Source organism: Tolypothrix sp. VBCCA 56010 (assembly GCF_050875635.1).
Classification (GTDB): Bacteria; Cyanobacteriota; Cyanobacteriia; order Cyanobacteriales; family Nostocaceae; genus Hassallia.
The window spans coordinates 12534-34877 of record NZ_JBPAOH010000018.1 but is presented as its reverse complement, the minus strand read 5'-3'; the positions used below and the strand labels follow the sequence as shown (position 1 = coordinate 34877).

Here is a 22344-nt window from a genome sequence, read left to right as displayed (position 1 = left end):
GCCCTCACTACGAAATATATAGCGTTTCCTGACTTAGCGAGGTACACTCGTAGGGGCACGGCAGTGCCGTGCCCCTACACCTTGCAACACAAAACTGTACCGCATCTGAATGGGAAGTGCTATATTTTACGTTTAATTTTGTGCATTTACTTGACATTATCTTCGGGAGTATTTTTCGCAGATTCTGCTTTTGCTTTGTTGCGCCAGCATCACGATGCACCTGGAGTTTTACGCTATCATTCTCATGTGTCTATTAAGGATGATTTCGGCTACACTTGGCAAGTGGTATTGTTCAAATTATTTCCACCAGGTAAAGCAGTAGAATTCAATCTTAGGTTAGTCGGTTTTCCTGGGGTATTTGAGTTAGCTCATCCTCAATCTTTGGAAATTGTCACGGCAAAGGGTAAACTGTTAAGCGCATCTGATGTGTATGCAGAAAAATCACCTTCTTCTAATGTCGGAGATTACAATTTAACAAATGTTTTATTTAAATTGACAACAACCGATTCTCTAAAACTTTATGTACCGCTATCTGGTGAACAACGTTTAGTTTTACAAATTCCGGCATCTGTGGTGACAGAATGGCAATGGCTGGTAACTGATTTTAATTCATAAATTTTTATTTTTTCGTTCTGACAAAGATACACTACCAATACCTTGGAGAATACCACGACCGATTAACCCCAAACCTCTACCAATTATTTGGGTGAGAACAAAAACAATACCGCTACCTGCGAAAGATAAAAGTGATTTTAGACGAGGAGCGATCGCATCCCGAAATTCTAATGCTAATGTCACTAATAGCGGAATCCCAGAAAGTTGAGCTAATTCTTGATTGCGCGGTGCATAAATTGATATTTTCGCAATACCGCGAGGGGTAAATACAAGTAGTTCATAACGACTTTCAAAAATCGCTTGAGCTTCGCTGACATAATTTCGCAAGCGGTATTTCCATGATAAATCATTGCGGAAACGTTCGATTTCTCGCGTGGATATAAATTGGCGATCGTAAAAACTTTGTTTAATCGCTTCTACATCTGCTAAAGTGTTAAGCAGTGGCTGCACTACACCATTTGCCACTTGAATTAAGAAGTTTTCTAAAATTATTAAAGATTGCTCCATCGCCTCTAAGCTACCTGCTGCGTAAATGGCATTATCAATAGATAAATCTGTTTTAAATAGTAGATAAGAAAATAACTCTACTACCAGAGGAATCTTTAAAAGAATTTCTGTTTCTACAACTTTAGCAGCTTGCAGCAAGAAGGTAACAATTTCTAAATTTTGATTACCTACTTGCACTTTGGTAAATTTGCCAAAAAAATCTGTTGTTGACGCTTGCCATAAATCACATAATATGATATTTTTAAATTCATTTAATCGATGAACTTCTATTTGAGATGCACGCAGTTCATCCAAAGAATTAGCAAGTTTTTGCAAAATGAGATAAAGTAACTCCCGTTTTTTTTCTTGGCGAAAAATGTCAATTTCTAAAGGTTCATCGCCCAAATTTTGTAAAGGTAATTGAAGTTTAGCAACACAAGATGAAAATAGTGTTGCTTGCAGCGCTCTTGGGCTAAGTAAAGAAGGATAATTTTGCTTTATTGGTGATATGACAACAGCACTATTAAGTGAAGGATTTGTTGGTGGTGAATCTTGAGTAGCAGCAAGCGCTGTTATTTTGTCATTTTGCCTTTCTTGGGGTGTGGCTAACAGCCGATTAACTAGCCAACCTGCTGCCAATAATTCGCGTCGCTGTCCAGCTAAAATAGCTCGATCTAGTAGCGGCAAACCGGGGACTTGCAATTGTGCCGTCACTTTTGCCAAAGTAGCGTTAATGTAATCAATTCCTGATAAACGCCAATTATTCCGCAGTCTAGCGAAAGGAACAGGGGAGGAGTGAGGAGTTGTAGAGATGCCATTAATCGCGTCTGTACGGGAGTTAGCAGTTATTTTTCCCCCACTCCCCCCTTCCCCCTCTCCCCCACTTTCCCCCACTTTATCCCAATAACTACCACCAGATGCTAAGAGTTGCATCGCGTCAAGCAACTCAGAAACAGCTGTCCCTTTGGGACAGTAGCCATCTACACCAGCATATCTGGCTGCCATCAGCAGCCCTGGTTCGGAAACAGAACTGAGCAGTAAAATCGGTAAATTGGGGTACTCAACCTTGAGTTGGCGACAAAGTTGTAAATAACGACTGTTACCGAGTTCCAAAATTACCAAATTCACTGCTTTTGGGTCTTTTTTGGCAAAGGAAGCCAATATGTGCAGCGCGACGGTATCTGTTTGAGCCTCTGCTGTAACTTCTAAATGAGAAACTTGTTCCAAAGCTACTCGCAACCCTAGCCGGAAAATTGGGTCTTGGTCGATTAATAATACTTTCAGAGGGCGATCGCTCATAGTCCACTCAAAAACATAGATGCTATTTTTCGCGCTTTGAGAAAACAGCTGTCATACTTAGTTTAATCCCCTCATTATTGCCCAATTCACACTCAAGCCTGATACATAAATTCAACCAAAAAAAGCCGTTAAAACGTACCCAAGGCACATGGCTGGCGTTTCAAATTGCTTATCTACAAGCTTTGCAACAAGTTATAGACCAAGAAGTAAGTCTACAAAAACCTTGGTTAGACCGGGCAATTATCACAGGATAAGGGGACAAGAGCGACAGTGCAATCAAAGGGCGATCGCTCAAAATTTATTTACATTCTTCAAACAAGCTGGGTTATTAATCAGTAAATCAAATTTAGGACAATTCCTATTCAGCGTACACCAGAAGCTCTGAAAATCTTACACTCGCAACATTATCAAAGTATGAGAAAGTGGGGAGAGGGGATGAGGCTGATGGGGGGAAGTGGGAGAACAATACTCTGCTTTTTTGTTCGTTTGCTTTTTTGCTTTTTTGCTCCTCCCTAACTCCCTAATTCCTAACTCTCGGTATTGTTCTGCCGATAACCGTAAAAGTTAATATTGTATTCAGTAATTTTCACTCCTGTTTGTTCTTCAACTTGGCGGATAAAATCTTCTGGTAGTTCGATATGAACATCGAGAATTTGATTTGTATCTATGCAGTTGACATGACTGTGGGAATCACTGATATTACCGTATAAACGTCCATCGCAGCGTTCGATGCACTCAATGATATTTTGACTGGATAACGCTTCTAAGTTTTGATATACAGAGGTATGTCCGATTTCTTTGCCTTCTTGGTTTAGGCGATCGTAAATCTCTCTGGCAGAAAGATGCTCTTTTGCTTGCCACAGTAGTTCTAAAATAAAGCGACGCTGCCGGCTAACGCGCATACCCAGTGTTTGGCATCTGTCAATAGCATCTTCTAGAGAACGAATTGGTTTTGTAGAGATGACTTGTTTTTGCATATTTATTTAAGTTTTTTAACTGTTGGGGTTATTTTTATGTTTGAACGTGTAATTGTTATTTTATTTATGCAATGTTTTTGTACTTTGCACTCTCATCCCTATATCTGTGTTTTTGCTTTTGATTGCTACGCAAGCACAAACAAGAGCGATTAGTTTTTGTGCTTCTTGAGAGTTGCTTTTTCACACCCTAATCTAAAACAAACTCATTACAACTTTAGCTTAAAATGACTATAAACGTCTACTTTCGGCAGGCGTTTAGGTAGCCCTAATTAGGCTAGCAAGTTATATTACGGTTATATAGATGAACTGCTGTGTTAATGGTGTAGGTGATTTTTCTCTATGAGGCAAGTAATCATAGCGGTTCTGGAAGTGACACCGAGTTTGACAAAAGTACGCCGCAGGTGAGTAGCGACAGTCCAAGGGCTAATTTGAAGGCGAATGCCAATACATTTGTTAGAAAGACCCTGTGCGACTAATTTAGCGATCGCCTGTTCGCGGGGGCTAAGATTAATTTTTTCTTCAGAATTATCAGGATACTCGTAAGAATGGTCTGCATCTCCATCAAGTGAAGGGTTTTCCTGGGATGGAAACTGTGGGTGGGAGATTGATTTTTCCTGGCTACAACGCACTAGGTAGTAATGTACACCATCTACATCAGATTCAAAAATTACTTCATTAACCATCATGTTGGTGGTTTGAACCAGCTTGCGAGGAGGAGAACTAGTAACTTGTCTTACTAAAACCTTTAGCAGCGCTTGTTGTTCTAACGCAAGCAAATTTTGATTTTCGGATGCAGCAACCAGTTTCTTCCTCTTGAAGGTCGTCATGGTTCGTATTCATCCTGTTGATTTTACTGATACTAAATTCAAATATTTAGGCAACATTTCCGCAACTAACACAAAAACTTTTTTTAAGTCATAACTTATTACACTATTTCAAATGGCAAATGTAATCACCCTAGTGTGTACTTACAGTTTGCCACCAACAAACGTATAATTGAATCTTTTTGATACAACTCATAACAGTCACCCTCTGAGAAAATTACGGCTAATAAAAGCTAAATATATTACTTATACTACTTAAATAATCGCTAATTTTAAGCATAAATATCACTAAAATAGTATTAATTCATACAGTATATCTTTGATGGTAGCTCAAATGTGTGACACTCAACCGAGCTACCAAAAATGTGTTTCCCTAGAAAAAGCGACTTGTGGCAACGTTCCCAGAACAGTTATACCTAAATGCGTAAGCATTCTCATCCACGGAGTCACAAGATGTTGGACGGAGAAACGATGCAGCATGAATTTGAAGATGAATTTGAAGACGAATTTGAGAGTGAATACTCCAACGAATTCGAGGATGAATATGAAAATGAAGAATTTCTCGGTTCAATTGCCAAAAACGTAGGCAATATGCTTGTAGGCGATGGAGAAAGCGAGTATGAAAACGAGTATGAAAGCGAAGCCTTCTTAGGAAAACTCCGCCGACTAATTCCCAAAATAACTCCCATACTCAAAAAGATAGCCCCGGTGGCTGCGGGTGCTGTAGGTACAGCGATTGGTGGTCCTGCTGCGGGTGCAGCTTTAGGTGCGATTACCAGTAAGTTAGCTCGCGAAAGCGAATTTGAGTTTGAATTAACCAGCGAATTTGACAACGAGTACGAATGGACAGGGGAAATGACCAGTGAGTACGAATACGAATCCGTACCACAATATGAAGCTTTGACAGAAGCTTTAGCCACCGCTGCCAGCAAAGTTGAAAGCGAAGCCGAAGCCGAAGGCTACGCCGGTGCTTTCACAGCCAGAATTATCCCCATCCAATCGCCAGCCATGCGTCAAATCACCCCAAGTTTGATTCGCGGTTCGGTCTACTTAACGCGCACCCTGCGGAAATCTCCCACTACTCGCCCATTAGTAAAAGTAATTCCCTCGATTGTTGACAGAACTAGTAAGACCTTAGTTAAACAAGCAGCAAAAGGACAGCCGATTACACCCCGCACGGCTGCTCGTGTGATGGCTGGTCATACCCAAAAGGTACTTAGCAGCCCTGCAACCGTAGCCAAGACGCTAATGGGTTCACCTAAACCAGGGCGGAAAATGAAAAAGCCTGTACCAGCTAAACGATCAATGGGTAATTGATACTGGGACTTACGCACGAGTCACGGAATAACGAACCGCGTACTGCTAGCCTTCGGCAACGCCAAGGGCGAACGCAGAAGCCGCAGGCTAGGCACGTTCGCGCAGCGTCTCCGACAGGAGAAGGACACGAAGGAATAAGAGTTGCAGAGAGTTTTTGCGTAAGTCCTGTGATACTGCGAATTTAAACGCACAGTAGGGTGCGTTCACGGAGTAACGCACCCTACAAAGTTTTTAGGTAATCTTATACCGATAAGAGAGTAAGTACATAACAGTGTTGCATTGCTGAGTGCCAAAAATCACGAAATACTTTGCAGCATCGATAAGACAATTTGAACACAGGAGAACCTAAACTATGTTTGAGTATGAACTGGAAAATGGTTTAGACCGGGAATTTGAGTTTGAATTTGAGAGTGAATACGAAAGCGAGTACGAGAGTGAGGAATTTTTAGGCAGTATATTGAGCAAAGTTGCACCAATGGCAATTAATGCTGTTGGTAGTCTTTTGGGTGGAGGAGACAATGAATTTGAATTTGAGGACGAGCAAGAATTATTTTTGGGGTCAATTGGAAACGTAATTGGCGGTTTGTTAGGTGAGGGCGAATACGAGTTTGAGAGTGAGTTTGAATCATCTCAGGCGAATGAGTATGAAGCGTTGATGGAGCATTTGGGATATATGGCGGCTAACAGTGAAAGCGAAGCTGAAGCCGAAGCTTTTCTGGGTGCATTAATTCCCTTGGCTGCTAAAGCTTTACCGGGAATTGTGAAAGCTGCTTCTACGATTATCCCGAAGGTAGCGCCAAAACTAATTCAAGGTGCATCGAGAATCGGAAGGGCAATGTTCCGCAATCGCAGAACCCGTCCGCTACTGAAAACTATGCCAAAGATAATGCAAGGCACTGTCAGCAATCTGGCTCGGCAAGCACAACAGGGCAAACCAATTACACAAAAGTCTGCGGTGCAAACTTTGGCGCGTCAAACTGCTCAAGTTTTAGGTAAACCGAAAGTAGCAGCTAATTTGATGAAGCGATCGCGCGTTATCCATAGCAAAAGATGTCCCCATTGTCGTCACATCTCTAAACAGCCGGGGCAAGCAGTTTATCGGTAATGGGCATTGGGCATTGGGCATTGGGCATTGGGCATTGGGCATTGGGCATTGGGCATTGGGCATTGGGCATTGGGCATTGGGCATTGGGCAAAATTCCTCTTCCCCTGCTCCCCCTGCCCCCCCTGCTCCCCCTCCTCCCCTGCCCCCCTGCCCCCTATTGTTAACTCTTAGGACTTGTGGACGCATGTATGAACGGACTGTTTGAAACGCTGATAGAGGATACAGCGGATGACTGGGACGATAATTATCAGGTTGCGTCATTATTGTCCCAAAATAATATACCCGCAGACCGCTTTGTAGAACCACCGAATTTCGATTTTTGGTTGCGGGTGCAGGCACTAAATGTTACCAGACACGCGGCGGCGTTGCGTTCGTTTCGACACGATGAGTTTGGCACAGATGCTGCCAGTCCCAGCGATGCTCACATTGATGCGGTGAATCAACTTTTATTGCAGTTGCGATCGCATTTGCAACGGATATCAAAGACAGTGGGAAGAAGCGCCCAAGCAGCGATTCAGCAGCCGGATACAGATGTGTTGCAACAATTGATGAGTCATAAAGACCAAGCACACAACTTAGTCCGAGCGATCGAGCAAATCTGGGATTTCTACTTAGAGTTATTCGGACAAAGACAGTCCCAATTTGGTAATTGGCTATTAGCTTGCGATCGCATTGCTCTCGATTGTTATCAGTATATTTACATGGGGTTGGGACGCTCTAGGTCAATTCCAGCACCCGCGCCGTTTTCTTATATGAAAACTGGCTTTTCTCCGGCGACATTTCGGCGCGGTATTCCCTTAACTAAACTGAGTCAACAGATTAATCCATTTCCGTTGATTCAACTACCTTATCATCGCCTGGTCAACCCGTGGACATTGGGGGCAATTTTGCATGAAGTTTCCCACAATCTGCAAACCGATTTAAAACTGCGACAGACTATTCCTTACGCGATCGCCAAACGTCTCCTGAAAGCGGGAATGAGTAAATTTGTTGCCGCTACCTGGACTCGTTGGCACAGCGAAATTTTTGCTGATATGTCTGGTTTGTTACTGGGGGGACCTTATGTTGTCGCTTCCTTAATGGATATTGCCGCGCGATCGCCTCAAGCTACCCTTAATTTTCACCCAGGCGCCCCCCATCCCACCCCGTATCTGCGAGTGTTCATTAGCACCGAATTACTACGCCGCATGGGTTTTTCCAAAGCTGCAAATAACTATCAAACCATTTGGGAACAAATTTACCCCAACCCCAACGCAGGCAATATTCCTAAAGAAATTCTCGAAACCTTTAGTAAAGCCAATCCCTTGGTAGTAGACACCATTTGTTACACCCCTTACAAGGAACTGGGGGGCAAAACTTTAGCTGAGGTGACAGGATTCAAATTCCAACACCAGCAAATGATTTTAGAAGCCGGACAACGTTTAGCAGCAGGGAACGATCCGGGAATTATTCCAGAGCGATTTTTGATTGGTGCATCGCGTGCTGCACTTGATAAAAAGCTAGCAACACCTGGGGTGATTACTCAAAACTTTTACAAAGCCCTGGCAAGGAGATAAGAAATTATGACCACATATCGGATTCGCGGTCAAGTACTTAAAAATGAAAAACTGATTCCAGAAGCTGAAAAAAATGAAAAACTGATTCCAGAAGTTGTGCCTCTGCGAGTTGAGGCTTGGGATAAAGATGAACACTTTGATGACCGGCTTGACAGCAGCAAAACTGATTTAGGCTTGTTTGACATCGAATTTACAGATGAAGATTTCAATCAAGATACACAAGAAAGAGATTGGATACCTGATGTATTCTTCAGAGTTTATCGCGGCACAGATTTAGTGGGTAGCACTGTTGAGGCTGACATTCCCGGTATTGTTTGGAAATATTTTCTCGTTGTGTCTCAACAATCTCCATTTCTCACTTTATTGCCGATGAAATTGAATGGTGAAAATACTGGATCAATTCAAATTTTGGCAGCAGGCATAGTTCCCGAACCGCCAACACCAACTAAACCTTTAAATGGGTTTCAAATATATAACGATAATGTAGTTGATATTTTGCCCACAGTCGAGAATGTTGCTTCGATACCTTCGGGGCGGAATTCTGCTTTAGTTACTGTTGATAATAATGGTGGTTCTTTACAGCAAATTGTCGATAATGCCCTCGGTCAAGTGCTGTGCAGAAGCTCTAAAAATGACCCCAAAGCCTTTCTAGATTCGCTGACTAAAACCTTTACTCCTCAAGAAAGTAACGGACGCATTACTTATAATTGGACGCCTTGCAGCTACAACACAGTCCAAACTGAACTAGGGGGGACAGTGAGTGGGGCACAAGCTAGCCTTTATCATCGCACCAAAACCTTATTAGATGATGCTTTGCGGCAGTTGGATAAACTTTATGCCCTTAACCCCGCAGCCGATCCGCAGAATATGGAAGCGGTGCGATCGGTTATTCGCACTCAAATAGTTGAATTAATTAATGAGTTGGGAACTCAAGGAGGACCACGCACCCAGCGCGTTGATAGTTTGTTTCAGCTATTGCTAGGAGACGTAGAAGATAACGATAACTTTGATAAAGTTGGGGGACAGCTAAAAGATTTGGCTGAGATTTTTGGATTAACGCGATCGCGTGTCAACAACGTTGATGAAGAACAAAATTTCAGCAACTACCTAATTATCAAAGATTCGCTACTTTCGATCAGAGACAGTTGGAATGCTTTTAATGCTGATACTGGTGGTGGTGCTTACATTGGTACGCAATTGGTCTTGTTATCTCAAGCTTTGTCAGTCGTTGCCGAATCAGTTCAAGAAACTTATCGGATTATGGATAGTGTTTTCCTCGGTCCTGCTGAAAGACAAGCTGTTTGGATTGATTTTGCCAAAGCTAGACAAAATCCCCCAAATTGCGATGGCAAGTCGGCATTTCCCTTACCAGATGGCACTCAATACACTATCGGTGAAACCAAACAATTAAAGCCGGCGATGACAATCGAAAAACTGTTGTCATGGACATTAAATTGGTCAACCAAAGAAGCCCCGACAATTGCGATCGCCGGTGGCAAATTAGGCATTGCCAAATCAATCGTCGAAACCTCAAACCGATTAATGATTTTGATGCAAGCGGCTTCTTTCGTGCGCGTTCCCAACACAGCATTTCAACGAGCAGGTGTAGTTCGTGCGTTGAGAGATTTATCATTTCAATTGTTTGAAGTCAAACGTTTGGCAGTAGAACTAATTCCACCTTTAACTGGTGAAAAAATGCCTGATGCAGATGATGTGAAAGACTTGTTAGAAGATATCCGAGATTTGTTGCGACAAAATCCAGACATCCTCAGAGTTCTTGGACGCAACCTCAACCGCAGTCAATAGTTAACAGTTAATAGTCAACAGTCAAAAGTGAATATTTTGACTGACAAATGATTAATGACTAATGACTAATAACTAACAGCCAGGAGACAAATTATGTCAACCACAGGAGAAAATCAAGATTTATACGATCGCTTTGCGGCTTTAAAAGAAACCCTTGCAGATAGGTTAGCACCGCAACTCATCCAAAATCCGCAACTGGCTGATGCTTTGACTCAGCAAATTGAGGATCTGCTATCACAGGTACTGACAAATCAAGGGCAAATGGCAGCACCACCAGATGGGGGACTAGCCGAGTTAATTGGGATTGGTTCCCAAGCAGCCAGCAAAGTCAATTCAACCCGCTTGCCGCAGGGTGTAGAAGATTATGACGAACAGATAGCGAGCGATCGCATTCTCGCAGTTGCCGATTTATACTATCTCTACCAACACGAAAAAGTCGGCGTTTTTCGTGCCGTGAGGAAACTGCAAGAACTATTCAACGCCGGTGCTGTCAGATTATCCAACGGTGACGGTGCTTATGGTTTGTATCGCTTCGATCGTCGTAGTGTGTTGCGCTACACCCAAAAAGAACGGTTGCAAACCTACCGCCGAGTATTTGGTTACACCACTGTCCCACCGATGTCTAGCGCCAAACCGAATCCGCAATTTCACACTTTATTTACGCAGTTTATTAACAACGTCGCCGAGTTTTGGCGCGATAAACGCATCTCAGATGTAATTCGCGATCGCGCTTATGACCCCAGTTTTGGCAGCATTGCCACCGTGCGGCGAGCGGGTTTGGATTTGCGAAATAACCTGAAATGGTCTTCCTACGGTCATGTCACCGTCCTCAGAATTGAAGTTTTACAACTTTTGGAAGAAGCCTTCAAAATCCTCGGTGCAGATGATGTCAAAAAACTCTTTGGTGCAGACAACGCTTGGGATGTAGTCGAAGAAATTATGCTGCGCTACTTCCGACAAGATGTTAACGCCTCACAGCGACACCGCATGGCTGTTGCCGGACGCAGTATTATCCGCTGGTTAGCTCAAAAATACATCCTGAATAATTCACGAGCCGAATTTGAAGCCTTAGTCCGAGAAATTGCTGATGTTGCCGAAGAATGGCTCACCAGTGCCGAAACCTTAGGCATTGCTTTTCGCGGTCATACCAAACGAGTAGTTACCTTTGAACCTCGTCAAAATGGTCACAGACCCTTGAGAAGTGCAGGAGAAGGGTATTAATCAAAAGGGGAGGGGGACAAGGAGGAGGGCAACTTAGTATGACACAGAACTCAGTACTTAGGACTTAGTATTATGAGTAACACATTTACAGAGCAGCTATTAAACGGCTACTCAGAATTAGAGCAGGGTCAATTAGAACTACGCGGACAAGCAGGACGTAATCCTGCAAATAGGTTTGCCACTTACCTCAAGCACGAAGGCTTCTTGCCGGGGGTGCATTTCCCTCAACAGTTCCTCAAGCGTGTTTTGTCTGCTGGTGTACGCTTTGACCCACACACCTTTAAAAGTGAGTTTTACAAAGCAAAACACTATCGCCAAACGCGGTCAGGTTACAACACCCGCATTGCTGTTGTCCGGGGTGTGCCGATTATCTATCGTCCTGGCGGTGAAAACGGCAATCGGATTGTGTTAGTTACAACTTTAAAACAAGGCGTTAAATTACCACCTGTTGAACCTGCGTTACCCCCAAGACAGCGGGAAATGGAAACGAATCTAGAGGCAGAATTAGAACAACTTCTAGAAAAAATTGACGCAGCTATTGAAAGCGATGATTCCGAGCAAGTATCCTATGACCGATATATAGAAGCTGAATACTTGCAGCGAAAATTGCAAAATAAATCTCAACAAGAGGCAGAAGCCTTTGTTGTCGAGAACCGACTGCTGAAAATTCCCCCAGGACACGAAACCTTAAATAGTCATGCAGCGCGTGGTTTGCCCATTTCCAAGACTGAGTTAGACGCGATGAATCGAGGTGTCCGCAGAGTTGATACCGAGAAGCTATCAAACCATTTTAAACCCACCCAGCAACGCCGCCATGCATTACGCCGCTACAAATGCCAAAAACTAGAAGAAGCATTAGCCGAAACTAGACAGCAATTGATCGTTTTGCATGGTAAAGTGCTAAGTGCAACCAAGCGCTCGAATGCCTTTGAATGGATTGGAGAAGCGCTGCACCTGATTCAAGACTCGTATTCCCCAGCACATACAGCCCGTGAACGTAGTGGTGCAGGTGCAATTATTTTTATTCGCTACTATGGCATTAAGGGACTTCCGTATCCGCAAGAACACCGAGTTTTTCCGATGCGACAACCAGGTCGGCTGATTCCTCTGCCAGTCGATCCGCGAGATTATGTTAATGTTAGCAACCCCCCAGAAAAAGCTGCTATTGCTGCCAGCCGTGATTTCCTCAAGATGATGTTACTGCATTTGAAAGGGCGATCGCACCGTTACACTGCTGCTCAATGGAATACTAAACAGCGCAGTGACTTAATTAAATTCATGAACAAGTACTTAATATTAAGTCCGCGTCACACCCCCACAAAAACCTTGTACCCAAAATGTCCTTGATGTCACTTACAAAAGCGCTTCCCATCTGTGTAGGGGCAATTCATGAATTGCCCCTACTGAGTGCGAAAGAGCGTGCGCTTACGCATCTTCAAGCCAGAATTGGTATGAGATAACAAGATGTGGTTTATTTAGCTGAAAATAGCTGTAATTAAACAAACAAGAATTAGAGAGGATAAAATATGCAAAGTAACGGCTATGGGATGTCTGGCAAAACACAACCGCAAAGCGAAAGTGGCAAGATGCCATCTTTGGGTATGGATTCGCCAAACTTTCCACGGGAGATGCCTAGCGGTGATATGAACGCCAGTGATTCTCCTAAGTTGCAAAACGTGCTAGTAGAAATGCGCGTGCCTAAGGCTCAAGGAGTATTGGGGGCATCACAGATGGCGGCACAAATGAACGTTATCGGCTTTCAATTGGATACCAGCTATGAACCAGTACCAGTTAGCGCGAGTCAAGATGCAGCCCGTTTATTGGCTGACAATCAAGAAATAGCGATCGTGCGCGGGGTGGTAGAGGAAAGCAAAATTGAAGAATTAGAAGCACAACCTAACGTAATTAAGGTGTATAAAGATACACCTATTGCCCCTTTTAATAGTGCGTTGTTGGAGAAAGCAGACAAAGATTTAGTCATGCCAATGGATGCGACTGGTACATGTCCGATTGGCACATGTGACTGTTCTCCAACAACGGCAAAGGGAGCGATCGCCGACGTTGCAACTTACTTTGGTGTTGATAAAATATGGGCAGCTGGCTACAAAGGTCAGGGCATTGTCGTTGGCGTTGTCGATGGTGGCATCACCGCCGAAGGTCGCTACATAGGCGCTTTTGAAACCGATCGCAAAATTCCCAACGTCATCGGCGGACCGGCACAGAACTGGGGAACAACCGCCCGCGCTTGGGGCGAACATGGTAATATGTGTGCTACCGATGTCTTGGGTATGGCTCCAGAAGCCAAACTCTACGATTGTCGCATCTCTGATGGCGGTGCCGTATCCACTGCCTTAACAGTATACGAATGGGCAATCAAGCAGCACAAAACTGACGGTACACCCCACATCCTCACCAACAGTTGGGGAATTTACCAAAAAAGCTGGGATGAATTTTATGCCACAAATCCCGATCATCCTTTCAGCCGCAAAGTTGTAGAAGCAATTAACGAAGGAATTCTCGTCTTGTTTGCCGCTGGTAACTGTGGTGAAAGCTGTCCAAGTGACAGATGTGGCACCGATAATGGACCAGGCAAAAGCATTTGGGGAGCAAACGGACATCCTTTAGTAATGACTGTGGGTGCTGTCAACAAAGATGAACAATTTGTAGGTTATAGCAGCCAAGGACCAGCAGCTTTAGATCCTAACAAGCCTGATTTTTGTTCTGTTACTCATTTTCGAGGTTACTTTGCCTCTGATAACGGCACATCTGCCGCGACACCGATCGCTGCTGGTGTAGTCGCGTTGCTCAAAAATGCCAAACCTGACTTAACTCAAGAACAAGCAAAAAATGCTCTCAAGAGTACCGCGAAAAATATCGGTGAACCGGGTTGGGACCCGCATTCCGGTGCGGGTATTATTCAGCCAAAAGCTGCTTTTGACTTGTTGCAACCCCAGCAGCAACGTTGGTCTGAATGGCAAAAATTAGATGGTAACTGTTTTTCTGCCCCTGCGGTTACGACTTCGGGAGAAAAACGCCTTGACACTTTTGTTCTGGGTGGTGACAGTGCGATATATCACAAGTCCTGGGATGGTTCTAATTGGAGCGAGTGGCAAAACTTGGGCGGATTTAGCTTATCAGCACCTGCGGCTGTGACGTTGACATCAAACCGAATTGATACATTTATTATTGGTCAACAGCGCCAACTGCTTCGCAAGTTCTGGGATAATTCTACTTGGAGCGAGTGGGAAGATTTAGGCGGCTTTTGCAAGCAGGGTGTAGCTGTTTGTTCAGAAGCGAACCGCCTTGATGTGTTTACAATTGGTGCTGACAACGCCACATATCACAAATCTTGGGATGGTGCTAAGTGGAGTGAATGGGAAAATTTAGGCGGCTTGTGTTTGTCTGCGCCAGCGGCAGTTTCTGCGGGCGCTAACCACGTTGAATTGTTTGTTAGAGGTGGTGACCATGCGATATACCGCAAGTCCTGGGATGGCGGATCTTGGAGCAATTGGGAAAGCTTAGGTGGCTTATGGTTATATTCGCCGGCGGTGACTTCTTGGGGAGCGAACCGACTAGACGTGTTTGCAGTTGGTACTGATAATGCTTTGTACCGCAAAACCTGGGATAATTCTAGTTGGAACGCTTGGGAGAATTTAGCAGGTTCATGCATTTCTGCTCCTGCTGCTGTTTCTACGGGAATCAACCGTATTGACACGTTTGTTGTGGGTGGCGATAATGCCTTGTACCGCAAATCTTTCAGTTAATCCAGATCATCTCAGGGTGCATTTGTAGTAAGCACAAAGCGTGCTTATTTAAAGCGCTTCAGCGCTGACTACGAATAGAGACGCGATATTATCGCGTCTTTATTTTAATCAATAGGTGTGGCGTTAGTACCTGAAAGCTGCTACTGTGTATTCTCGATCTGACTGTTGCACAAAATCGTATGAATGCCAATGACGATCGCGATCGCACTTAATACCGACTGCATTAACAATCTGGATCTATCACCCGCATCAACGGTGATTTCACAACTGCTGCAAGAAGGGGCGATCGCATCCCACGAACAGCAGCTGCACTTTGAGATAAACTATTCTCAAGATCCAAGCGATCCACGGGAACTTTCAGAAATTCCAGAAGTACGCTTGTGGTTTCTCCGTCTGGATGCTCGCTATCCTTGGTTGCCATTTTTACTAGATTGGAAAGCTGGGGAACTTGTTCGTTACGTCGCTATGCTTGTACCCCACCAATTCAGTGAAAAAGAAGGTATTCAGTATAATCCTGAAGCTTTAGAAATCTTTTTGATGCAGAGAATCTTTATTTTAAGCGATTGGCTCAAACAGCAGGGTATACCCAATCAATTTCGTCTCAAATCAATGGCTCAATTGCTAGGTTATGACTTAGATGATGCTTTGTTTGAAATGTTTTGAAAAAATGGGCAATGGGCAATGGGCAATGGGCAATGGGGATTAGAAAAAGAGTTATTACCGATGTCCAATGACGGCAGGTGCTTCAAGCCGGGGAACCCGTCCAACGCACTGCCTCCCCAATGCCCCATGCCCGATGCCCAATGCCCAATTCCCAACTCACTTTATACGATATATAAAACTTAATGCGGTATTGAAAGCGTATTCAACTGCTTTTGATTTAGTTGGTAAAGCTTCCTGCCAGATTCGATAATCGTTATAGTCAATAATTCTATTTACTATTTCATCAATCCTGATTTGATTCAGTATTTTGTATTGTTCAGCTTCAAAATCTTTTGCTGTACCACCGATTTCTAAAACTTCCTGTGCAGCTTTGATAAAGCTATCCAAAACTGTTTGTATGTATTTTTTGCCGGCATTTTCTGCAAACACGGATGATGCTTTTAAAGCGTTAAATTCTGCTAAAAGCAAATCGGCAATTTCTCTTCCTGTGGAAGTATTCCAATTTAAAGGAAGTTCTACATCCAAATATTCACATTGATTATATTTATAGTTGAGATAATCATGAATATTTTCGGTTAATCGAACTAGTTTTTTACCAGCTAATAATTCCTTGAGAAGATTTGTGCTTGTATCGATAGATGAGTCACGGAATACTTTTTCTTCCATCAGCGGACATTCATACACTAGATAAGTCCAAATTTTTGAGTTAGCTTCATTCTTCATTCCCGCTTGGTAAAAAGTTATTGTTGCGTCTTCCTTACACTTGAAATATGCACTTTTAGTATTTTCTAATGTAGAAAAACGCATTCTCGGTGAAGAATAGATAATATGAAGGAAAACCCCAATGATATGATGAGTCTGAGTATCTACTTGGATATACCGTTTTCCACTGCTAATAAAGCCATGTAACCAAATCGCCATTTATTTTTCCTTTTGTATAGTTAATCACATTTTTGGCTGATGCACTAGCATTTATAACGAGAAATAAGCTAAGGAACACAAAATATGGCGCGTTAGATCCACCCAGAAGCTAATCACACCAAGTAGTATCGGCAACCAATGTTTGCCCAATAGCCGAGAATCCTTAATTTTGTGTATACAGGCGTGCTAATGTTTGTTTTAACTGAAATCTTTAGTTGATTGATTAGTTTTGTAAAAAAACCTCATATTTCCTGCTGAATCAAAAAGCATATCTTGCAGTTCATTTTTTTTATTGAAAATTTAATTTATGGTTAACAATTGGCTGTTAACTATGACACCTTGAACATTTACAATTAGCCATTTTCCAATTTTCATAACTGGGTTAAATGCATACTATGCACGAATGCCAAAGTTATTGTTCCCACAAATATATCTAAACTAACAATTTGGCAAAAATCTAATTTTTTTAACTTATCTTTGTCAATAATATATTTGTAAATTTTTGTAAAAAAGTAGCAAAAATCCTCGCCAAGTGTTAATAGAAATACTTGACAACATCTGCTTAGAATAGTTATTTTTTTGTTTGAAACTAAAATTTGTTGCCAAATAAACTCAACTATTACAGCTAAATTTTTGGCAATGCAATCAGATTTTGTGTGGTGTTATACCAATTCTATGTGAGGTTGCGCTTCCCATCTGTGTAGGGGCAATTCATGAATTGCCCCTACTACAGCCCAAGAGTGCGTGCGTAATTCTTATAGACGCATCTTCATACAGAATTGGTGTTAGTTCGGAATTTTCGGCTATTCTAAATTGATTATCGAGTACGTTCTGACTCAATACTTCGGATGTGAAAAATTAAGATAGGAGAAACAGTATAGCGCATCTAACTTTGTCCCAGCCTGTGCAAGAAAAAGTTTGCCAAGTCGCTAATGTGACTGTTTAAAAATTTACCCTAAGTAGTAACTCTTATATGAACTAGGGGAATGGAAACTCAAACAAAAGAATATTTGGCGATCACTTAACATTCCACACGTCTAAAATAACACTTCTCTAGGATGTTAAAATATTCAAGTAAGGCAAATGTGGCTCACCTTGATATTGAAGGAAAGCGATCGCGCTTCAGGCGGGCACTTTGCGCCATCGCACTCAAGAAAAAAAAGTAAACGAAATCATCAGCCAAGACGTGCAAAGCTGAAAAACACAATTATTGCAGTACTAGCCACCCCAAACTTTCTGCAAAACTGTATCGGGTGAAATATCAGCGATTCTACCGGTAAGAGATTTGATCGCCAAAAATTTATCACTCTTGGGTAACAACTTGGCTGGGTCTGTGTCACCAAATAAAGCAATAGTATAAGTCTGTACTGCTACACTCAAGTGCATCGGCGCACTGTCGGTACACAACATTAAATTTGCCCCGCCAATCATGGCGGCTAACTTGCCGATATCATCTGGGGAGGTTATTTTAACATCTTTCTGGGACGACTCAAGCGATGTCACAAGACAAGCCGCTCCGCGTCTACGCACCAATTCATCTTCTGCTTGTTTGACTACTACCACAGGCATTTCTGGTTGCTTGCTGCGGAAATTTTGAATAATTTGCAGCCAACTTTCCACAGGATAAACTTCATTTGCCGGTTTGCTTTGGGCTAACTGACTAGAACCACCGTAAATCAAGATGTAACCTGTTTCATGCACACCTAAACGTTTTTGTTCTTTTTCTGCCCAATCAATATCGGCTAAAGGTATATTCACCGTTAAATCCGGGCAAGTAGATTGAATGCCCAAACCTGTGAGGAGGTCATGATACATTGCCGCAGTATACTGCGATTGTTTCAGCGACACCGGCTTGGTCAGAAAAGCAGAACCTTTGCCTTGGTAACCTATCCGTGTGGGGATTCCCGTCAACCAAAGTATAAGACCAATCAACCAGCTTTGTCCTAAAACAATGGCAACATCGTACTCGCGATCGCGAATCATACCCACCAAGTTACCCCAATCTGCTAAACTGTTGCGGTCTTGAAAATCAAATGTCAGTACCTGGTCAACTGACTTGCTTACCCGGTAGGCAGCTTTTGAGCGGGGTTCGGTAACAACGTCTATCTGAGCTGATGGATTATACCGCTTCAGGTCATCTAAAGTCGGAAAGAAGAGAATTTGGTCGCCAATTGAGCCGGGAACAAGGGCTACTATTCGCATAAGATTTATTTACGCTTACTCGCTACTTATTTTAGGAGAATATAGGGATTGGAAATTGTTAATTGTTAGTTGTAAGTAGGAGCGTTGTTGGTAGTTAGTGGATAGTGGTTGGTGGTTAGTGGCAGTGTTGTTAGTTGTCTACTTACCACGCTTCCACGCTTCGACTATCCACGCTTCGACTACCCACTACCCACGCTTCCACGCTTCGACTACCCACGCTTCCACGCTTCCACTAACTACTATCCACTAACTACTTACCAGAAAACTGTGCATTTACTAATTCCAGCTGCGGGGATGGGACGAAGAATGGGAAGCGATCGCAATAAACTTCTGTTACTCGTGCGATCGCAACCGATAATTAGTTGGACTCTCAAAGCCGCTGAAGCCGCAAGCCTAATTAGTTGGATCGGCATTATTGCGAATCCTACCGATTGGCAAGACCTCCAGACAATTATTGCTAAACAAAAATTAACTAAACCTGTGGAATTGATCGAAGGCGGCTCCACACGCCAAGAATCAGTTTACAATGGCTTACTGGCATTACCATCTGCCGCAGAGCAAGTTTTGATTCACGATGGCGCCAGATGTCTTGCCACACCGGATTTATTTGATGCTTGTGCTTTATCCATTCGCCATCATTCTGGTTTGATCGCCGCCATCCCTGTCAAGGATACTATCAAAGTTGTCGATGAAAATGGCATAATTCAAACTACTCCTGACCGACGGCGACTGTATGCCGCACAAACTCCCCAAGGTTTTGATGTCAAGTTGTTGAAACAATGCCACGCTGAAGGTGTTCGTCAGGGTTGGGAAGTAACTGACGATGCGGCTTTGTTTGAAAAGTGCGGCTACAGCGTCGCAATTGTCCAAGGGGAAGAAACCAATTTGAAAGTGACTACCCCACAAGATTTAGCGATCGCCGAATTCATCCTCCAAGAGAGGGAGTGGGGAGTGGGGAGTGGGGAGTAGGGGGAGTGGGGAGTGGGGGGAGTGGGGAGTGGGGGGAGTGGGGAGTAGGGGGAGTGGGGGAAAAGGAGACTTTTTTGCTTTGACATTTACTACAAGTTATGATATAATGTCACACACTTAAAGAGTTTGGCAATTGTCATTTGCTCTGTTACCGCCTTTGACCAATGACCAATGATTACAGGCACAGCGAACAAGATAGAAGCGATTCTGTATTTAAAAGGTAAACCCTTGTCGCTCGGTGAAATCGCCGAGTATGCCGCGTGCGATCGCGCTACTGTTGAGTCAGGCATAATCGAATTAATCGACAACTATGCCCACAGAGATGGCGCTTTAGAAGTTGTAGAAACTCCAGCAGGTTACTGTCTGCAACTGCGGTCAGATTATCATGAATTAGTCCAAACCCTGATACCAGTGGAATTGGGGTTGGGGGCATTGCGAACTTTAGCAGCGATCGCTCTTAATAGCCCGATTCTTCAAAGCGACTTGATAAATGTGCGCGGTTCGGGAGTATATCAACACGTTCCCGAACTAGTCGAACTCGGTTTTGTCCGAAAACGCCGAGATAATGAATCTCGGTCTTATTCGCTACAAATTACTCCGAAATTTCATCAATATTTCCAAATTGAGCAACTTCCCGAACCATTCGACCGCAGCCAAGAAGAACGACAACTAGAACTAGACTTCAAAACTGAATCAGAATAAAAAAAGTTAGTTGTTAGTTGTTAGGAGGCGCAAAGGCGCAAAGGCGCGGAGGACTCCTTCTTCACGGTGCAAAAAAGCCAAAAACATCAGTCTCAGGGCTGATGTTGAAGCGCCAAAGGTTGTCCTATGGATAAGTTTTCGCTTAATACCTGTGGGGAATGCATTACCCTCGTTGAATGGTTTAGAGTAGAAATAGCAACTCAGCTAGCATAACTGCCAATGGTGTTTAATCCTAACTTTTTGAATGACAACTCTGAGGAACACCCTAATCAGCTTGTTTCCGACAATTCTGACGAATACCCCAATCAGTTACTTAAATATCTACAGCACCAGTCTCCAGAAGTTTTAGCCCGTGTCGCCCAGTCCGTCAGCCCGGAAATTAAACAAATAATTTCCCAAAACGTTCAAGGGCTTGTGGGAATGCTTCCAGCAGAAAACTTCCACGTGCAAGTTACAACAGATCGGGAGAATCTAGCTGGTCTTTTAGCATCGGCGATGATGACGGGGTATTTTTTGCGCCAGATGGAACAACGGATGCAGTTAGAAAATTTGAGTAACAATCAATAGTGAGTGGATAGTGGGAATTTTCAGAGGGGAAAAGGGGACAAGGGGAGAAGCCCAATGCCCAATGCCCAATGCCCAATGCCCAATGCCCAATGCCCAATGCCCAATGCCCACTATTTCTCAGGATAAGCCCCAGAGACTACTTTGAGGGTTTGAATTTTCCCGTTGCGATTGACTTCCATCTCTAGGATGTCTCCAACTGAACTGGACTCTACCACCTTCTGTACCTGAGCGGCTGTTTTGACTGGTTTGCGGTTAAGTTTTTGAATCAAGTCTCCAGGAAGCAGTCCTGCCTTTTGTGCGGGTGATTTTTCCAGAACTCCTTTAACGACAACACCGCTGTCGTGCTTAATGTTCAGATTACTTTCTTGATTAATCTGCTGTTTTTTGGTAGGAGAAAGGTCTACCATTTCAATTCCCAAAAAAGGATGTTCAGCACGCCCTTTGGTAAACAGTTCCGACGCGATGCGGGCGGCGGTTTCGATGGGAATGGCAAAACCGAGTCCTTGGGCATCGGCGCGGATGGCAGTGTTAACGCCAATCACTTCGCCTTGGGCGTTTAACAAAGGTCCGCCGGAGTTACCGGGGTTAATCGCCGCATCAGTTTGGATAAAACTGACTCGCTTATCGGGGATACCGACTTGAACACTAGTGCGATCGGTTGCGCTGATGATACCAATAGTGACAGTATTATCTAAACCGAGAGGATTGCCAATTGCGATCGCCCACTGTCCGGGTATTAAGTTTTGTGAATTACCTAGCTTGACAGTTGGCAACTTATCAGCATTAATTTTTACTACTGCCACATCTGTAATCGGATCGACTCCCGACACCTTACCCTCAAAAGTCCGACCATCCTTGAGGGTTACTAATACTGTATCTGTGTCTGCTACCACATGAGCATTAGTTAGCAATTCACCATCTTGACTCAAAATAAATCCAGACCCCGTACCGCGTTCAATTCGCTCTTGGGGAACTGGTTGTTCATCCTCGCCAAAAAATCGCCGCAAAAGCGGATTTTTTAAAGCGTCAGAAATCGGATTGGCGACTTTGCGAGTAGCATTAATTCGGACTACCGCAGGTCCGGTTTTTTGTACAGCAGCGGCAATAAAATTTACATTATCTCCGCCAGTAGGAGCGATCGCTCCCCCAACAGGTAATGGTGCTACAGTTTGTGGAGGCAAAGCCACTGTCACAGCTTTTAAATCTTGAAACGGGCGACTTTGTGGGAGAATAAAGCGACCGCCTAACAATCCTGCACCACCGCCGATCGCCAATAAGGACAGATAAACGGCTAGTTTTTTTACGGTTAACTTCATAATTCTTACTTTCATAGACAGCAATGCAGATGCT

General features: G+C 43.5%; 21 protein-coding genes and 1 pseudogene. 15 read left to right on the top strand and 7 right to left on the bottom strand.

Going from position 1 to position 22344, the window contains the following annotated elements; genetic code table 11:
* Window positions 1-63: 63 nt before the first annotated feature.
* Entirely contained in the window at window positions 64-615 is a 552-nt protein-coding gene (locus AABK37_RS08830) for a DUF3122 domain-containing protein (protein ID WP_432551206.1), read from the top strand.
* On the opposite strand, the gene AABK37_RS08825 is transcribed toward AABK37_RS08830, so the two are convergent.
* Window positions 610-2400, bottom strand: coding sequence for a DUF3685 domain-containing protein (locus tag AABK37_RS08825; protein WP_432551205.1), 1791 nt, complete (start codon window positions 2398-2400; stop codon window positions 610-612). The genes AABK37_RS08830 and AABK37_RS08825 overlap by 6 nt on opposite strands.
* Before the next feature lie 113 nt (window positions 2401-2513).
* On the opposite strand from AABK37_RS08825, the pseudogene AABK37_RS08820 reads away from it, so the two are divergent.
* Window positions 2514-2645, top strand: a pseudogene (locus tag AABK37_RS08820) (hypothetical protein); the annotation flags it as partial.
* Window positions 2646-2927: 282 nt separating this feature from the next.
* On the opposite strand, the gene AABK37_RS08815 reads toward AABK37_RS08820, so the two are convergent.
* Both AABK37_RS08815 and AABK37_RS08810 read right to left on the bottom strand, forming a co-directional pair.
* Window positions 2928-3377 carry a Fur family transcriptional regulator gene (locus tag AABK37_RS08815; RefSeq protein ID WP_039748765.1) on the bottom strand — a complete coding sequence of 150 codons (450 nt, stop codon included), beginning with the start codon at window positions 3375-3377 and terminating at the stop codon, window positions 2928-2930.
* A gap of 314 nt (window positions 3378-3691) precedes the next feature.
* Window positions 3692-4204 (bottom strand): response regulator transcription factor, encoded by a 513-nt coding sequence (locus AABK37_RS08810; RefSeq protein ID WP_432551204.1) that lies wholly within the window; start codon window positions 4202-4204, stop codon window positions 3692-3694.
* 468 nt (window positions 4205-4672) lie between these two features.
* Here AABK37_RS08810 and AABK37_RS08805 point away from each other — a divergent pair, with 468 nt between their 5' ends.
* Window positions 4673-5518, top strand: coding sequence for a hypothetical protein (locus tag AABK37_RS08805; protein WP_432551203.1), 846 nt, complete (start codon window positions 4673-4675; stop codon window positions 5516-5518).
* A 352-nt stretch (window positions 5519-5870) separates the two neighbouring features.
* Entirely contained in the window at window positions 5871-6623 is a 753-nt protein-coding gene (locus tag AABK37_RS08800) for a hypothetical protein (RefSeq protein WP_432551202.1), read from the top strand.
* Here the strand turns inward: AABK37_RS08800 and AABK37_RS08795 are convergent.
* A complete protein-coding gene (locus tag AABK37_RS08795; RefSeq protein WP_432551201.1) occupies window positions 6592-6714 on the bottom strand; it encodes a hypothetical protein in 123 nt (40 codons plus the stop codon). The genes AABK37_RS08800 and AABK37_RS08795 overlap by 32 nt on opposite strands.
* Before the next feature lie 97 nt (window positions 6715-6811).
* Between AABK37_RS08795 and AABK37_RS08790 the strand changes: the two genes are divergently transcribed.
* From AABK37_RS08790 to AABK37_RS08760, 7 genes are all read left to right on the top strand, one after another.
* Window positions 6812-8179: a hypothetical protein gene (locus AABK37_RS08790; RefSeq protein ID WP_432551200.1), complete on the top strand. Its 1368-nt coding sequence runs from the start codon at window positions 6812-6814 to the stop codon at window positions 8177-8179.
* Window positions 8180-8185: 6 nt separating this feature from the next.
* A complete protein-coding gene (locus AABK37_RS08785; protein WP_432551199.1) occupies window positions 8186-9985 on the top strand; it encodes a hypothetical protein in 1800 nt (599 codons plus the stop codon).
* A gap of 93 nt (window positions 9986-10078) precedes the next feature.
* Window positions 10079-11206 carry a hypothetical protein gene (locus AABK37_RS08780; protein WP_432551198.1) on the top strand — a complete coding sequence of 376 codons (1128 nt, stop codon included), beginning with the start codon at window positions 10079-10081 and terminating at the stop codon, window positions 11204-11206.
* Between the two features lie 72 nt (window positions 11207-11278).
* On the top strand, window positions 11279-12553 hold the full coding sequence (locus AABK37_RS08775; protein WP_432551197.1) for a hypothetical protein: 1275 nt from the start codon (window positions 11279-11281) through the stop codon (window positions 12551-12553).
* A 179-nt stretch (window positions 12554-12732) separates the two neighbouring features.
* Complete coding sequence (locus tag AABK37_RS08770; RefSeq protein WP_432551196.1) at window positions 12733-14970, top strand: S8 family serine peptidase; 2238 nt, start codon at window positions 12733-12735, stop codon at window positions 14968-14970.
* Window positions 14971-15159: 189 nt separating this feature from the next.
* Complete coding sequence (locus AABK37_RS08765) at window positions 15160-15633, top strand: CRR6 family NdhI maturation factor (protein WP_432551243.1); 474 nt, start codon at window positions 15160-15162, stop codon at window positions 15631-15633.
* A gap of 18 nt (window positions 15634-15651) precedes the next feature.
* Complete coding sequence (locus AABK37_RS08760) at window positions 15652-15816, top strand: hypothetical protein (RefSeq protein WP_432551195.1); 165 nt, start codon at window positions 15652-15654, stop codon at window positions 15814-15816.
* Here the strand turns inward: AABK37_RS08760 and AABK37_RS08755 are convergent.
* Complete coding sequence (locus AABK37_RS08755) at window positions 15790-16554, bottom strand: hypothetical protein (protein ID WP_432551194.1); 765 nt, start codon at window positions 16552-16554, stop codon at window positions 15790-15792. The two genes, AABK37_RS08760 and AABK37_RS08755, sit on opposite strands and share 27 nt — an antisense overlap.
* A 1218-nt stretch (window positions 16555-17772) precedes the next feature.
* A complete protein-coding gene (locus tag AABK37_RS08750; protein WP_432551193.1) occupies window positions 17773-18756 on the bottom strand; it encodes a glycosyltransferase family 9 protein in 984 nt (327 codons plus the stop codon).
* 267 nt (window positions 18757-19023) lie between these two features.
* Here AABK37_RS08750 and ispD point away from each other — a divergent pair, with 267 nt between their 5' ends.
* From ispD to AABK37_RS08730, 4 genes are all read left to right on the top strand, one after another.
* Window positions 19024-19725, top strand: a complete 702-nt coding sequence (gene ispD, locus AABK37_RS08745) for a 2-C-methyl-D-erythritol 4-phosphate cytidylyltransferase (protein ID WP_432551192.1) — start codon at window positions 19024-19026, stop codon at window positions 19723-19725.
* A gap of 171 nt (window positions 19726-19896) precedes the next feature.
* On the top strand, window positions 19897-20427 hold the full coding sequence (gene scpB, locus AABK37_RS08740; RefSeq protein ID WP_432551191.1) for an SMC-Scp complex subunit ScpB: 531 nt from the start codon (window positions 19897-19899) through the stop codon (window positions 20425-20427).
* A 219-nt stretch (window positions 20428-20646) separates the two neighbouring features.
* The gene (locus AABK37_RS08735; RefSeq protein ID WP_432551190.1) at window positions 20647-20994 is read left to right on the top strand and encodes a DUF760 domain-containing protein; all 348 of its coding nucleotides are present in this window, start codon (window positions 20647-20649) and stop codon (window positions 20992-20994) included.
* Window positions 20995-20997: 3 nt separating this feature from the next.
* Window positions 20998-21120, top strand: a complete 123-nt coding sequence (locus AABK37_RS08730) for a hypothetical protein (protein ID WP_432551189.1) — start codon at window positions 20998-21000, stop codon at window positions 21118-21120.
* Here the strand turns inward: AABK37_RS08730 and AABK37_RS08725 are convergent.
* Window positions 21105-22310: an HhoA/HhoB/HtrA family serine endopeptidase gene (locus AABK37_RS08725; RefSeq protein WP_432551188.1), complete on the bottom strand. Its 1206-nt coding sequence runs from the start codon at window positions 22308-22310 to the stop codon at window positions 21105-21107. The genes AABK37_RS08730 and AABK37_RS08725 overlap by 16 nt on opposite strands.
* Window positions 22311-22344: the final 34 nt, after the last annotated feature.